Source organism: Agromyces agglutinans (assembly GCF_009647605.1).
GTDB lineage: Bacteria > Actinomycetota > Actinomycetes > Actinomycetales > Microbacteriaceae > Agromyces > Agromyces agglutinans.
Genome location: NZ_WJIF01000008.1, coordinates 44,344 through 57,497, shown reverse-complemented (window position 1 = coordinate 57,497; position 13,154 = coordinate 44,344). Strand labels below are relative to the sequence as shown.

13 protein-coding genes are annotated in these 13,154 nt (G+C 71.3%); 8 read left to right on the top strand and 5 right to left on the bottom strand.

Annotated features, from left to right (window positions below):
* Positions 1-243: 243 nt before the first annotated feature.
* Positions 244-2,085 (bottom strand): cation:proton antiporter, encoded by a 1,842-nt coding sequence (locus GE115_RS13355; RefSeq protein ID WP_312855163.1) that lies wholly within the window; start codon positions 2,083-2,085, stop codon positions 244-246.
* Between the two features lie 114 nt (positions 2,086-2,199).
* On the opposite strand from GE115_RS13355, the gene msrB reads away from it, so the two are divergent.
* The 3 genes from msrB to GE115_RS13340 all read left to right on the top strand — a co-directional run bounded on the left by msrB (position 2,200) and on the right by GE115_RS13340 (position 3,870).
* Positions 2,200-2,676, top strand: a complete 477-nt coding sequence (msrB, locus tag GE115_RS13350; RefSeq protein ID WP_216648845.1) for a peptide-methionine (R)-S-oxide reductase MsrB — start codon at positions 2,200-2,202, stop codon at positions 2,674-2,676.
* Between the two features lies 1 nt (position 2,677).
* The gene (msrA, locus tag GE115_RS13345; RefSeq protein ID WP_153685283.1) at positions 2,678-3,229 is read left to right on the top strand and encodes a peptide-methionine (S)-S-oxide reductase MsrA; all 552 of its coding nucleotides are present in this window, start codon (positions 2,678-2,680) and stop codon (positions 3,227-3,229) included.
* A 74-nt stretch (positions 3,230-3,303) separates the two neighbouring features.
* A complete protein-coding gene (locus GE115_RS13340) occupies positions 3,304-3,870 on the top strand; it encodes a flavin reductase family protein (RefSeq protein WP_312855162.1) in 567 nt (188 codons plus the stop codon).
* A gap of 38 nt (positions 3,871-3,908) precedes the next feature.
* Here GE115_RS13340 and GE115_RS13335 read toward each other — a convergent pair whose 3' ends face one another.
* The gene (locus GE115_RS13335) at positions 3,909-6,278 is read right to left on the bottom strand and encodes an arylsulfatase (RefSeq protein WP_153685282.1); all 2,370 of its coding nucleotides are present in this window, start codon (positions 6,276-6,278) and stop codon (positions 3,909-3,911) included.
* A gap of 153 nt (positions 6,279-6,431) precedes the next feature.
* Here GE115_RS13335 and GE115_RS13330 point away from each other — a divergent pair, with 153 nt between their 5' ends.
* The 3 genes from GE115_RS13330 (at position 6,432) to GE115_RS13320 (ending at position 8,645) form a co-directional block, all read left to right on the top strand.
* Positions 6,432-7,346, top strand: coding sequence for an NAD-dependent epimerase/dehydratase family protein (locus GE115_RS13330; protein WP_216648839.1), 915 nt, complete (start codon positions 6,432-6,434; stop codon positions 7,344-7,346).
* 70 nt (positions 7,347-7,416) lie between these two features.
* A complete protein-coding gene (locus GE115_RS13325) occupies positions 7,417-7,935 on the top strand; it encodes a macro domain-containing protein (protein ID WP_153685281.1) in 519 nt (172 codons plus the stop codon).
* Between the two features lie 506 nt (positions 7,936-8,441).
* Complete coding sequence (locus GE115_RS13320; RefSeq protein WP_153685280.1) at positions 8,442-8,645, top strand: cold-shock protein; 204 nt, start codon at positions 8,442-8,444, stop codon at positions 8,643-8,645.
* 52 nt (positions 8,646-8,697) lie between these two features.
* Here the strand turns inward: GE115_RS13320 and GE115_RS13315 are convergent, their stop codons facing one another.
* On the bottom strand, positions 8,698-9,810 hold the full coding sequence (locus tag GE115_RS13315) for a sensor histidine kinase (protein WP_153685279.1): 1,113 nt from the start codon (positions 9,808-9,810) through the stop codon (positions 8,698-8,700).
* Positions 9,811-9,824: 14 nt separating this feature from the next.
* Complete coding sequence (locus tag GE115_RS13310) at positions 9,825-10,556, bottom strand: response regulator transcription factor (RefSeq protein ID WP_153685278.1); 732 nt, start codon at positions 10,554-10,556, stop codon at positions 9,825-9,827.
* 87 nt (positions 10,557-10,643) lie between these two features.
* On the opposite strand from GE115_RS13310, the gene GE115_RS13305 reads away from it, so the two are divergent.
* Both GE115_RS13305 and GE115_RS13300 read left to right on the top strand, forming a co-directional pair.
* A complete protein-coding gene (locus GE115_RS13305; protein ID WP_153685277.1) occupies positions 10,644-11,279 on the top strand; it encodes a M15 family metallopeptidase in 636 nt (211 codons plus the stop codon).
* Positions 11,276-11,782, top strand: a complete 507-nt coding sequence (locus GE115_RS13300) for a VanZ family protein (RefSeq protein ID WP_312855161.1) — start codon at positions 11,276-11,278, stop codon at positions 11,780-11,782. The genes GE115_RS13305 and GE115_RS13300 overlap by 4 nt, the downstream gene beginning before the upstream one ends.
* Here the strand turns inward: GE115_RS13300 and GE115_RS13295 are convergent.
* Positions 11,737-13,152, bottom strand: a complete 1,416-nt coding sequence (locus GE115_RS13295) for an APC family permease (RefSeq protein WP_153685276.1) — start codon at positions 13,150-13,152, stop codon at positions 11,737-11,739. The genes GE115_RS13300 and GE115_RS13295 overlap by 46 nt on opposite strands.
* Positions 13,153-13,154 lie beyond the last annotated feature (2 nt).

Sequence of the window (13,154 nt, the reverse complement as noted above, 5' to 3'; positions counted from 1 at the left end):
GCGGTCGGGGGTCTCGGGGGTGGGGGTGCTGGATTCGGGGGAAGTCAGGTTCTGCATAGATTCACATGCCGGGCGCACCGGTGCTGTCCGGAGGCTGGCGGGTCGGTGTCACTTTCGATGCTGGGCTCGCCGAGGCGAAGTCGACAGTCTGCACACGGTTTCTCCACGACTCCTCACCTTTCTCTGTGAAAGTCGTGTGCGCCGATGCGGCGAGGCGGAACGCCTGATATTCGCGAGGATGCCTCAGGCTGCGGCGCCGGCGTCGCCCTCGGCGCGCAGCTCGACCCGGATCTGGTCGGCGTCGAGGCGATCCAACGCCTCGGCGAGCATGGCCGAGCTGTACAGGCCGTCGTCGCGAGCGGCGAGCAGGGCCTCCCGCTGCGCGCTGATGATCTCGAGCCACAGCTCGTGCGGCTTCCGGCCGTCGCCGCCGTCGGCAGGGCCACCGCCGTCGACGTCGCCGGCCCGGTCGGCCCGCACGCGCTCGTCGACCTCGCGGAGCAGGCCCCTGATCGCGGCCCGTTCCTGCTCGATCGCGGCGGGGTCGATGGTCGCCGGCTTCACGAGCCGCACGAGCCACGGCAGCGTGCCTCCCTGCAGGATCAGCGAGATCGCCGCGACGAAGAAGGCGGCGAGCACGAGCAGCGACCTCGCGGGCGTCTCGGCGGGCAGCGTCTGCGCGGCCGCGAGCGTGACCGCGCCGCGCATGCCCGCCCACACGATCACGGTGCCCTCGCGCCATCCGAGCGGCACCGCGAGGAAGTAGTCCAGGTCGGCGACCTTGCGCCGGACCCTCGTGCGGAACCTGGCGACGCGCTCCACGCTCGGCGCGCGTGCGCCACGGCCCGGCGCGCCGGGCCCGCCACGGGCACGTGGCCCGCCTCGGCCACCGCGCCCGCCCGGCGGGCGGCCCGCGACGCGCTCCGCGATCTGTCTCGTCAACTGCTCGAGGTCCTTCGACTCGAGGCGGTCCTGCATGGCGGCGAGCCGCGGCTTCAGCGCGGCCGCGCGACGGGACCGGCGCGCGAACCAGGCGAGGGTCGGGAACACGTACGCGGCGCGCACGACGAGCACCGCGGCGAGCGCGAGCAGGGCCAGGAGCACCCCGTGGTGCACGCCGTACGCCTCGTTCGAGAGGTCGTCGAGGATGGCCGACATCTCGAGGCCCATGACGAGGAAGACGGCCCCCTCGAGCACGAGTTCGACGGTTCGCCAGGTCTGCACGTCGGAGACGCGGTGCTGGGGCGAGAGGCTGCGGATCGCGCCGCGGCCCGTGACGAGCCCGGCGACGACCGCAGCGACGAGTCCCGAGCCGCCGAGGGCCTCGGCCGGGAGGCTCGCGAGGAAGGGCACCGTGAGCGAGATGACCGTGTTCACCGTGGCATCCGTCACCCGGGCACGCAGCCACAGGTTGGCCTTGCCGACGACGTAGCCGAGCACGACGGCGACGGCGACCGCCCAGGCGAAGTCGCCCGCGACGCTCCAGAACGAGACGGATGCCGCGCCGGCGGCGATCGCGGAACGCAGCAGCACGAGCGCCGTGGCGTCGTTGAGCAGGCTCTCGCCCTCGAGCACAGTGACGATCCTCGGCGTCACGCCGACCCGCTTGACGATCGAGGTGGCCACCGCGTCGGTGGGGCTCACGATCGCGCCGAGGGCGATGCCTCCGGCGAGCCCGAGCCCGGGGACGACGAGCGAGAAGACCACGCCGAGCACGAGCGAGCTGATCACGACGAGGACGATCGAGAAGCCGCTGATCGCGCTGAACTCGCGCCGGAACTCCATCGAGGGCATCGCGACCGATGCGGAGTACAGCAGTGGCGGGAGCACGCCCGCGAGGATCCACTCGGGGTCGACGACGACGTCGGGCACGAACGGGAGGAAGCTGACGAGGACGCCGACGACCACGAGCAGCAGCGGCGCGGAGACGCCGAGGCGCGGACCGATCGCGGTGGCCCCGGCGATGCCGAGCAGGCCCAGCACGAGCACGACGAGCAGTTCCACGTCGTCCTCCCGCCTGCCGAGCGCTCCCCCGGTCGCCCGGCCCGCGCACCAGTCTGCACCGACCTGGCGCCCGAACGCCACGATGCGCTCACAGCGAACCCACAGCGGGCCGGCCGTATCGGCGGAACAGCCGCCCGCACCTCGCTGTTGTGCCGAGTGACGCAGCAGCCGGCTGCGTCGACCGAGGAGGATTCCGTGACCCACGACTACCGCACGACTCCCGAGGCGCTCGACCGCCTCACTCCCCTGCAGCGCAAGGTCACCCAGGACGACGCGACCGAGCCGGCGTTCCGCAACGAGTACTGGAACCATCACGAGGACGGCATCTACGTCGACGTGGTTTCGGGCCAACCGCTGTTCAGCTCGACCGACAAGTACGACAGCCGCTCGGGCTGGCCGAGCTTCACGCGTCCGATCGATGCGCACTCGCTGACCGAGAAGGTCGACCGCTCGCTCTTCATGAAGCGCGTCGAGGTGCGTTCGGCGGGAGCCGACAGCCATCTCGGTCACGTCTTCGACGACGGCCCGGCCGACGACGGCGGCCTGCGCTACTGCATCAACTCCGCCGCCCTGCGCTTCGTCCCGGTCGACCGGCTCGAGGCCGAGGGGTACGGCGAGTACCGGCGGCTCTTCGAGCGGTCCGACGACACCACGACTCCGAAGGAGCACTGACATGACCGAAACCGGAGCCATCACCGACGTCCCGGGCACCGAGACCGCCGTCCTCGCGGGCGGCTGCTTCTGGGGCATGCAGGACCTGATCCGCAAGCGGCCCGGCGTCGTGCAGACGCGCGTGGGCTACACCGGCGGGCAGAACGCGAACGCCACGTACCGCAACCACCCCGGCCACGCCGAGGCGATCGAGATCGTCTACGACCCCGAGCGCACGACGTACCGCGACCTGCTCGAGTTCTTCTTCCAGATCCACGACCCGAGCACCCTGAACCGGCAGGGCAACGACATCGGCACGAGCTACCGCTCGGCGATCTTCCCGACCAGCGACGAGCAGGAGCGCGTCGCGCGGGACACCATCGCAGACGTCGACGCCTCCGGCCTGTGGCCGGGCACGGTGGTCACGACGATCGAGCCCGCCGGCCCGTTCTGGGAGGCCGAGCCCGAGCACCAGGACTACCTGGAGCGCCTGCCGTGGGGGTACACCTGCCACTTCGCCCGAGCCGACTGGAAGCTGCCCCGCCGCGAGGCCGCCGGCGAGGCGACCGCCTGATCGACGAGTCGACGAGGTGACGAGCGGCCTGCCCACGACGTAGCGTGGGCAGGCCGCCGATCCGAGGAGCACGAGTGACCGAGTCCGACCCCACGCCGCCCAGCGCACCCACGCCTTCCGCCGATCCGACGCCGTCCACCGCGCCGACGCCGACTCCGGTGGGCGAGACGATGAAGCACGCGTTCCGGATGCATCCCGCCGGCATCGCGCTCATCGCCGCGGCCACCGCGACCGGGCCGGTCGGATTGACCGCGTCGAGCGTGGCATCCGTCGCGGTGGACCCGCCGGTGATCTCGTTCTCGGTCACCCGCGCGACCGGCACCGCCGGTGCGCTCCTCGCGACCCCGACGTTCGCCGTCAACTTCCTCGCGGTGCAGCACGCCGAACTGGCGCGGGTCTTCGCGCGGTCTGGTGCTCCCCGGTTCACGCCCGAGCAGGGATGGCGCCGCCTGCCGACCGGCGAGCCCTACCTGCCCGACGCGACCGCGGTGCTGCGATGCACGGCGATGGAGCGGGTGCCGGTCGGCAGTTCGACCCTCGTGCTCGCCCAGGTGCTCGAGGTGCGCCTCGGTGCGGATGCCCCGCCCCTGCTCTTCCGCGACCGCCGGTTCCTGCGACTGGATCCTGCCGTCGAACTCTGACCTGCGCCAGAGCGCCCGGGGCGCCTGGGCACGAGGCCTCACTGGCGCGCCATGGCGATCCGCATCCGCTCGTCGGGGTCGATGAAGTGGTCGTGGTCGTCGTCGCCGAGGTCGATCTGCACCCATTCGATGCGACCGGTGAAGCGGCTCGTGGCGGCCGTGTAGTCGGCGCTGACCGTCGTGCCCGACTCGTAGCCGATGTCGGTCGTCTCGTCGGCTGAGAACACCATGGCCTGGGTCGCCTCGACGCGGCCCGAACCGACCGGGTCGCCGTCGACGTACAGCGCGACGCCGCCGCCCTTGGCCAACCCGCCGCCGTCGTACGAGAACTCCATGCGCACCTGGTGCGATCCCGCGGCGACCGGTTCGTCGGCCCGCGTGGCGAAGGTGTGGATGCCGAGCACGTTGTAGAGGAAGGTCGCGCGCCCCTCGTGCAGGTAGAGGCTCCACCCGCCGAACCGCCCGCCCTGGGCGATCAGCACGCCGTTCGCACCCCCCTCGGGGATGTGCACCTCGGCGGTCACCGACCACGACTTGTTCTTGATGTTGACGACGCTGTTCTCGGACAGGCGTCCCATGCCGGGGAAGAACTGCTGCGAGGTGCCGTGCACCAGCGTCGGGCGACCGGCGATGTCGGCGTTCAGGCGGTCGGCCGTCCGGTCGTCGATCGGCAGCACCTGGTACTTCACCGCCTCGATGAGCCAGAGTCGCTGCAACTCGTGCAGGCGCTCGGGCTGCTCCCGCGAGAGGTCGCGCGCCTGGCTGAAGTCGCCGGCGGCGCCGTCGTAGAGCTCCCAGACATCGTCGTCGAACGCCGCGAGCGTGCCGCCGACCATCTCCCACGGCGTGCGATGCTTCGTGACCGCGCTCCAGCCCCGGTGGTAGATGCCGCGGTTGCCGAACATCTCGAAGTACTGCAGGTCGTGTCGCTCCGGGGCATCCGGTTCGTTGAACGAGTACCGCATCGAGGTGCCCTCCATCGGCGACTGCTGCACCCCGTTGACCATCGTGGGTTCGGGCAACCCCGCCACCTCGAGGATCGTCGGGGCGACGTCGATGCAGTGCGTGAACTGCGTGCGCAGCCCGCCCCGCTCCGTGATGCCGTTCGGCCAGTGCACGATGGTGCCGTTGCGGGTGCCGCCCCAGTGCGAGGCGACCTGCTTGGTCCACTGGAAGGGGGTGTCCATCGCCCACGCCCACCCGACGGCGTAGTGGTTGTACGACGACTCCGACCCGAGCTCGTCGAGCTTGGACCTCATGAACTCGGGCGTCTCGAGGGCGGCCATGCCGTTGAAGTTCGCCATCTCGTTGAAGGCGCCGTTGACGGTGCCCTCGGCGGATGCCCCGTTGTCGCCGATGATCACGTAGATGAGGGTGTCCTCCAGGATGCCGAGTTCGTCGATCGCCTCGAGGACCCGGCCGACGTGGTGGTCGGTGTGCTCGAGGAATCCCGCGTAGACCTCCATCTCGCGCTCGAGCACCGGCCTGAGCTCGTCGGGCATGTCGTCCCACGCCGGGATCTCGACGTGCCGGGGCGTCAACTCCGCGTCGGCGGGGACGACGCCGAGCTCCTTCTGGCGGGCGAAGGTCTTCTCGCGTTGCGCGTCCCAGCCGTCGGCGAACTCGCCGGCGTACCGGTCGGGCCACTCCTTCGGCACCTGGTGCGGCGCGTGCGTGGCGCCCGGCGCGAAGTACACGAAGAACGGCTTCTCGGGTGCGAGCGCCTTCTGCATGCGGATCCAGCCGATCGCATGGTCGGCGAGGTCTTCCGTCAGGTGATAGCCCTCGGCCGGCGTCTTCGGCGGTTCGACCGGCGTGGTCCCGTCGTACAGCGCCGGATCGTATTGGTTGTTCTCGCCGCCGATGAAGCCGTAGAACGTCTCGAATCCGCCGCCCGCCGACGGCCACGCGTCGAACGGCCCGACCGGCGAGGTCTGCCAGACGGGCACCTCGTGGCACTTGCCGAACTGCGCGGTCGAGTAGCCGTTGAGCTTGAGCGTCATCGCCAGCGGCGCCTTGGTGTTCGGGCGCAGCGAGCTGTTGCCAGGTGCCGAGGTCGCGGTCTCGGTGATGCTGCCCATGCCGACCGAGTGGTGGTTGCGACCCGTGAGCATCGCCTGTCGGGTCGGCGCGCACAGCGCCGTCGTGTGGAATCGGTTGTACTTCAGTCCGCCGGCGGCGAGCTTCTCGAAGTTCGGGGTCCGGCACGGACCCCCGAAGGCGCTCGACGCCCCGAAGCCGACGTCGTCGAGCAGCACGACCAGCACATTGGGAGCCCCATCCGGCGGGAGCAGGACCTCGATCGGCGGATACGACGTCTGCGGATCCTTGGCGTCGTACGTGGTCAGGCCCGGGGCCGGCCGATCAGGGATCGGCAGCATCGTTCGGGCATGGCGGTCTGGCTGCATGGTGTTCCTCCCCCGTGGTGGCGCTGCGATGCGCCCTCGGCACCAGTGTGGCCCTCGCGGCGACCGGGCGCACCATCCGATCCGAATGAACCCTCCGCGCGTGCGCGGCGGACTGGCTAGGCTCGTGCGGGGCGTGCGAAGGAGGTCGACCGGGTGAGGATCGCGGTCACGGGTGCGAGCGGGTTCATCGGCGGCGCGATCGCCACGGCACTGGCCGACGACGGGCACCGCGTGGTCGGTTACGGGCGCCGCCCCGTCGGGTGGTCGCATCCGTCGGGCACCTACCGGGTGTGGGACCTCGCGCGCGGGCCCTTGCGCGAGCCCGACCGGGTCGACGCGGTCGTGCACTGCGCGGGCCTCAGCGACCCGTGGGCCGGCTTCGAGCGGGCGCTGCTCGCGAACCGCGGCGGCACGCGCTCGGTGGTGCGCACGTTCCCCGGCCGGCGCATCGTGCACGTGTCGACGTCGGCGGTCTACGACGCGGCGTCCGCGAGTGTGCAGGTCGCGGAGGACGCGCGCATGCCCGAACGCCACCTCAGCGCGTACGCCGCGACCAAGGCCCTCGCCGAGGCCGAGCTCGGCGGGCGCGACGCGGTCATCCTGCGACCGCACCTCGTCTACGGACCGGGCGACCCCGCGCTGCTGCGGCGATTGCTCGCCGGCATCCGCGGCGGTCGCCTGCTGCTCCCGGCCGCCGCCGAGGTGCCGCACGCGCTCACGCACATCGACAACCTGGTCGACGCGGTTCGTCGCGCCGCCATCCCGTTCGGCCCTCGCGGCACGTTCAACGTGACGGATGCCTCGCCCGTGCTCCTCTCGGACGCCATCGGCGAACTCCTCGAACGCCGCCGCGTCGAGGCGCGCATCGTCGGCATTCCGACCCCGGCGGCGCTGCGCATCGCGCACGCGCTGGAACGGACGGCACGCCTGACGGGCACGCGTCCGGTGCTCACCAGGGACACCGTGAGCCGACTGGGGTACGAGCGCACGTTCGACCTCGCCGCGGCGCGCGAGCACCTCGACTACCGCCCGCGCGAGACGTCGTTCGAGGGTGCCGAGCACTGGTGAGCATGGGCACGCGCCACGCCGATCGCCGTGGGGCCTCGCTTCCGGCCCGCCGCACCGGCAGAATGGCGCCATGCCGAACGTGACCGCCGTGCTGGGCGACCTCGCCCAGCAGCACGTCGACGTCATCGTGAACGCGGCGAGTCGGGCCATGCGAGGCGGGGGCGGCGTCGACGGCGCCATCCACCGCGCCGGCGGCCCGGCGATCCTGCGCGACTGCATCGCGCGGTTCCCGCACGGGCTCGCCACCGGCGACGCCGGCTGGACGACGGCGGGCGACCTGCCGGCGCGATGGGTCGTGCACGCGGTCGGTCCCGACTTCACGGCGGGCCAGCGCGACCGGTCGCTGCTGGAGTCCTGCTACCGGCGGGCCCTCGAGGTCGCCGACGAACTGGATGCCACGAGCGTCGCCTTCCCGTTGATCAGCGCCGGCATCTACGGATGGCCCCGCGAGGACGCGATCGACGCCGCCGTCGACACGGTCACGACGACCCCGACGAGGGTCGCGGAGGTGCGCCTGGTCGCCAGGGATGCGGAGATCTTCGAGGCCATCCGGGCGGCGATCGAACGTCGCGAAGGAGCTTCGCGATGAGGGTGCGCAACTTCGGCCGGTCGTACGCTAGGCTGGGTGTCGGAGCATGCCGTGACGCCATCCCGCCAGGCTCTTCGCGCAGGACACATCCCGCAGCGACTTCGAACTTGAATAACCGACCGCCCAGTGACGCCCGGTCGCTTCCCCGAACGAATCGAATTCCCATCACCTCCGCAGTACCCGCTCTTCTCCCACCGAACACCCTCTGCTGGCAGCAGGCCGCCGACGACGTCCACGTCGCGACGATGCACGGCGAGTTCGCCGGCTACCTCTCCGCCGAAGACGGCACCCATCTGGTGCACGACCCCCACGGCATGCTCGTCGCGATCGCGACCACCGTGGAGAGCGCCCGCGCGGCGCTCGAATCCCATCACCTCGAGCCCGAGGCATCCGGCAGCGGTCGGAAGCACACGGCGACGGGTGCTCGCAATCGTCCGCGGCGACGCCGTCGTCGCGGCCACACGGATCACACCCGTGGTCCAAGACACAGAAGAAGGAATAACGTCATGGCCACTGGCACTGTCAAATGGTTCAACTCCGACAAGGGCTACGGATTCATCGCTCCCGACGACGGCAGCGCCGACGTGTTCGCGCACTTCAGCGCGATCGCCGGTAGCGGACACCGCAACCTCGAGGAGAACCAGAAGGTCGAGTTCGACACGGAGGCCGGTCAGAAGGGTCCCCAGGCGACCAACATCCGGCCGCTCTGAACTCGCTGAGCCTCGCAGGGCGCTGAGCCCTGCACGTGCGGGCCGGCACCGATCAACCGATCGGCGCCGGCCCGTTCCGCGTCTCCGGACGCACGCCCTCTGCCCCCACCGCGGCCGGCAGGCGCACGGCGACGCGGAGGCCGCCGCCTCGGCGCGGCGCGATCGACAGCGTCCCGTCGTGCGCCTGCGCGATGCTCTTGGCGATCGCCAACCCGAGCCCGACGCCGGCATGGTCGGTGCGGATGCGCTCGCCGCCGCGTTGGAACGGCTCGGTGAGCGTCGCGATCAGCTGCGGCGAGAGATCGGCGCCGGTGTTCTCGACGGTGAGCACCGCGGATGCCCCGTCGAGAGCGGTGCCGACCAGCACCGTGCCCCCTTCGGGCAGGTTGTGCACGATCGCGTTGTGCACGAGGTTCGTGGTCAACTGCAGGAGCAGGGCCGGCGATCCGATGACGGGCGCGACGTCGCCGGTCGTCTCGAGGGCCACCCCGCGGGCCTCGGCGATCGGCAGGAGCGTCTCCGCGGCCTCCTCGGCCAGCAACGACAGGTCGACGCGCTCGCGCGAGAACGCCCGCTGATCGGCGCGGCTGAGCACGAGCAGCGCCTCGGTCAGCTCGATCGCGCGCGCGTTGACGGCGTGGAGGCGGTCGAGCAGCTCGCCGGTCACGCCGTTCGGATCGTTTCGGGCGACCTCGAGGAGCGTCTGCGTGATCGCCAGCGGCGTGCGCAACTCGTGCGACGCGTTGGCGGCGAAGCGCTGCTGCTCGGCGACATGCGCCTCCAGCCGCGCGAGCATCGCGTCGAAACTGTCGGCGAGCTCGCGGAACTCGTCGTTCGGCCCCTCGAGCTCGATGCGGTACGACAGCGACCCCTTCGCGGCGCGGCGCGTGGCATCAGTGATGCGGGCGAGTGGCCGGAGCATCCGCCCCGCGAGCAGCCACCCGCCGGCGAGCCCGAGCACCAGCAGGGCGACCAGCGCCCAGCCCGCCGCCGGCGCGAACGCGCGGACCAGGTCGTCGCGCCCCGGGACGAACCCCTCGATCGTCTGGATCGCCCTGGCGGGCACGTACCGCAGCAGGAACAGCCACACCGCGGCGAGCAGGAGCACGCTCGCGAGCATCAGGAACCCCGCGTAGCTGAGCGTGAGCTTGAGCCGAGCGCTCATCCCGGGCGGTCTCGTCACGCGCGGCCCGGTTCGTGGGGTGATCGGTCGGTGTCGGTCGCGGCGTCGGGAGCGACGTCCTCGACTGCGCCGGGGTCGATGCGGTAGCCGACGCCCGGCACCGTGGTGATGAGCCACGGCTCGCCGAGCCGCTTGCGCAGCGCCGAGACCGTGATGCGCACGGCGTTGGTGAAGGGATCCGCGTTCTCGTCCCAGGCCCGCTCGAGCAGCTCCTCGGCGCTGATCACGCCGCCTTCGGCACCGACGAGCACCTCGAGCACGGCGAACTGCTTGCGGGTGAGCGCGACGTAGCGGCCGTCGCGGTACACCTCGCGGCGGAACGGATCGAGGCGCAGGCCCGCGATCTCGCGGACCGGCGGCCGGTGGTGGGCGCGACGGCGGTCGAGCGCTCGGAGCCGGAGCACGAGTTCGCGCAGCTCGAACGGCTTCGTGAGGTAGTCGTCGGCTCCGAGCTCGAAGCCAGACGCCTTGTCGTCGAGCCGGTCGGCGGCGGTGAGCATGAGGATCGGCATGCCGCTGCCCGACGCGACGATGCGCGCGGCGACCTCGTCGCCCGAAGGGCCGGGGATGTCGCGATCGAGCACCGCGAGGTCGTACGCGTTGATGCTGAGCAGCTCGAGCGCGGCGTCGCCGTCGCCGGCGAGGTCGGCGGCGATCGCCTCGAGCCGCAACCCGTCGCGGATGGCCTCCGCGAGGTACGGCTCGTCCTCGACGACCAGAACGCGCATGCCACCACCCTAGGAGCCCGGGTGTATCGCCGGCATATGCGAATCCGCATACGGGGTCGCAACGCGGCGCCCGATGGACTCGGTGACATGAGTCACCCGGCACCGCGAATCCCGTCCCGAACCCTGAGGCGCCTCGTCGCCGTCCTGTTCCTCGTCAACGTCGTGCTCCTCGGCATCGCCGTCTTCCAGTCGGCGGCCTGGGCGACGCGGCCGCTCGGCGCCGCCCCCGGCGAGCGCCTCGATGCGCTGCCGTCGCCCGACGGCGCCGTCACCGAGGCCGACGGTGCGATGCCCGAGGGCGTCGGCGCCTTCGACGACAGGTATCCCGGCATCGCGAACCTCGATGCGGCGCTGCGACAGGCGCTGCGCGATGCGACGGCGGATGCCTCGGCCGACGGCCTCTCGCTCGAGGTCACCAGCGGCTGGCGCTCCCCCGAGTACCAGGAGCAGTTGCTGCGCGAGGCGGTCGCCGAGTACGGCTCGGCCGATGAGGCGGCACGGTGGGTCGCGACCGCGGAGACCTCCGCCCACGTGTCGGGCACCGCGGTCGACGTCGGACCGGTCGACGGATGGCTGTGGCTGTCGCAGCACGGCTTCGAATACGGGCTGTGCCAGGTCTACGGCAACGAGCCGTGGCACTTCGAGCTGCGCCCCGAGGCGGTCGACGGCGGATGCCCGGCGGGCTACGCCGATCCCACGGAAGATCCGAGGATGCAGCCGTGACCCGCGTCGTGGACGCTCCGCCCCCGGTCGGCCGGCCCGTGCAGGACCGGTGGCGCGGCGTGCTCATGGCCGCGCTGGTGGCGCTGTTCGCCGGGTACCTCGTGCTGCTCGCATGGGCGGTGCTGTGGAAGCTGCACCTGCCCGACCCCGGCGGTGATCTGCGCGCCGTCAAGCTGGTCCCGTTCGTGCCGACCGCCGACGCGGGGGCCAGCGCCGTCCGCGAGGTCATCGCAAACGTCGGGCTGTTCGTGCCGTTCGGCCTGTACCTCGGCGTGTTCGCGCCGGCCTGGCGGTGGTGGCGGCGGGCCGGCGTGTTCGCGGCCTCGAGCCTGGCGCTCGAGGTCGTGCAGTTCGTCTTCGGCCTCGGCATCTCCGACGTCACGGACGTGGTGGCGAACACCGCCGGGGGCCTGATCGGGACGGGACTGCTCGCCGTGACGAGCCGCCGGTCGCGTCCTCAGGCGCCACCCCGTCGGGCGCGATGCCGTCGCGACCTCGTGTAGAGGCGCTCGGCGATCCAGAGCACGACGCCGATGCCGAGCAGCGCGAGCGCGATGCCGTACTGCCCGGCGGGTCGGCCCGAGGTCCAGGGGAAGACGAGGAACAGGCAGGTGATCGCGCCGATGACGGGCAGCACGACGGGCGTGCGGAAGTGGTCGTGGTCGACCGGCTGGCGTCGCAGCACCAGCACCGCCACGTTGACGACCGCGAACACCGTGAGCAGCAGGAGGGACGTCGTGCCGCCGAGCAACGCCACGATGGAGCCCTCCGCGTCGAGCGAGACGTACACGATGAGCCCGAGCGCGAGCGCGCTCGTGAAGAGGATCGCCGCCCACGGCGTGCGCCGCTTCGGCGCGACCTTCGCGAGGAAGGGCGGCAGCACCTGCTGCCGGCTCATGCCGTAGAGCAGTCGGCTGGCCATCATCATGTTGATTAGGGCGGTGTTGGCCACGGCGAACATCGAGATGAACGGCAGCAGGTCGTTGATCGGGAACCCGGGCGCGGCCGCCTCGACCGCGGTCACGAGCGGCGTCTCGCTGCCGACGAGGTCGCCGATGGGCACGAGCGCGACCACGGTGATCGACACGAGCACGTAGACGACCGCCGCGATGCCGAGTCCGGTCAGCATCATCCTCGGGAAGATGCGGCTGGGTTCCTTCGTCTCCTCCGCCATGTTGACCGAGTCCTCGAAGCCGACCATCGCGAAGAAGGCGAGCGAGGTCGCCGTGCTGACGGCGAGCAGCACGTTCTTGTCGTCGGGCGTCTCGAAGGCGACGACGCGCGACCAGTCGGCGTTGCCGCCGGAGATCGCCCACATGCCGATGAGGATGACCAAGAGCAGCCCCGAGAGCTCGACGAGCGTGAGGCAGACGTTGAGCCAGACGCTCTCGCTCACGCCGCGGAGGTTCACCAGCATCACCAACACGATGAACGCGAGCGCGACGAACATCGTCGTCAGGGTGTCATCCGGGATGCCGAACGCGACCGCGAGGTTCGCGGCGAACGCGCGCGAGGCCGTCGATGCCGACGTGATGCCCGACGTCATGACGATGAAGCAGACGATGAAGGTGAAGAAGTGGATGCCGAAGGCCTTGTGCGTGTAGAGCGCGGCGCCCGCGGCCTGCGGGTACTTGGTGACGAGTTCGAGGTAGGAGAACGCGGTCACCGTCGCGACGGCGAACGCGAGCAGGAAGGGCAGCCAGGCGGCACCGCCGACCTCGGCGGCGACCTGGCCCGTGAGCGCGTAGATGCCCGTGCCGAGGATGTCGCCCACGATGAACAGGAGCAGCAGTCCCGGGCCGAGCACCCGCTTGAGTTCCGGCTGTTCCGGCTCCGCGGTCTTCACGACCTGCGTCCACGACGGATCACTCATCT

Bases quoted from the DNA above. Each gene is read 5' to 3' on its own strand.
- GE115_RS13335 (WP_153685282.1), bottom strand. From the start codon at position 6,278: ATGCAGCCAGACCGCCATGCCCGAACGATGCTGCCGATCCCTGATCGG.
- GE115_RS13315 (WP_153685279.1), bottom strand. From the start codon at position 9,810: ATGAGCGCTCGGCTCAAGCTCACGCTCAGCTACGCGGGGTTCCTGATG.
- GE115_RS13305 (WP_153685277.1), top strand. From the start codon at position 10,644: ATGAGTCACCCGGCACCGCGAATCCCGTCCCGAACCCTGAGGCGCCTC.
- GE115_RS13320 (WP_153685280.1), top strand. From the start codon at position 8,442: ATGGCCACTGGCACTGTCAAATGGTTCAACTCCGACAAGGGCTACGGA.
- GE115_RS13310 (WP_153685278.1), bottom strand. From the start codon at position 10,556: ATGCGCGTTCTGGTCGTCGAGGACGAGCCGTACCTCGCGGAGGCCATC.
- msrA (WP_153685283.1), top strand. From the start codon at position 2,678: ATGACCGAAACCGGAGCCATCACCGACGTCCCGGGCACCGAGACCGCC.
- GE115_RS13325 (WP_153685281.1), top strand. From the start codon at position 7,417: ATGCCGAACGTGACCGCCGTGCTGGGCGACCTCGCCCAGCAGCACGTC.
- GE115_RS13295 (WP_153685276.1), bottom strand. From the start codon at position 13,152: ATGAGTGATCCGTCGTGGACGCAGGTCGTGAAGACCGCGGAGCCGGAA.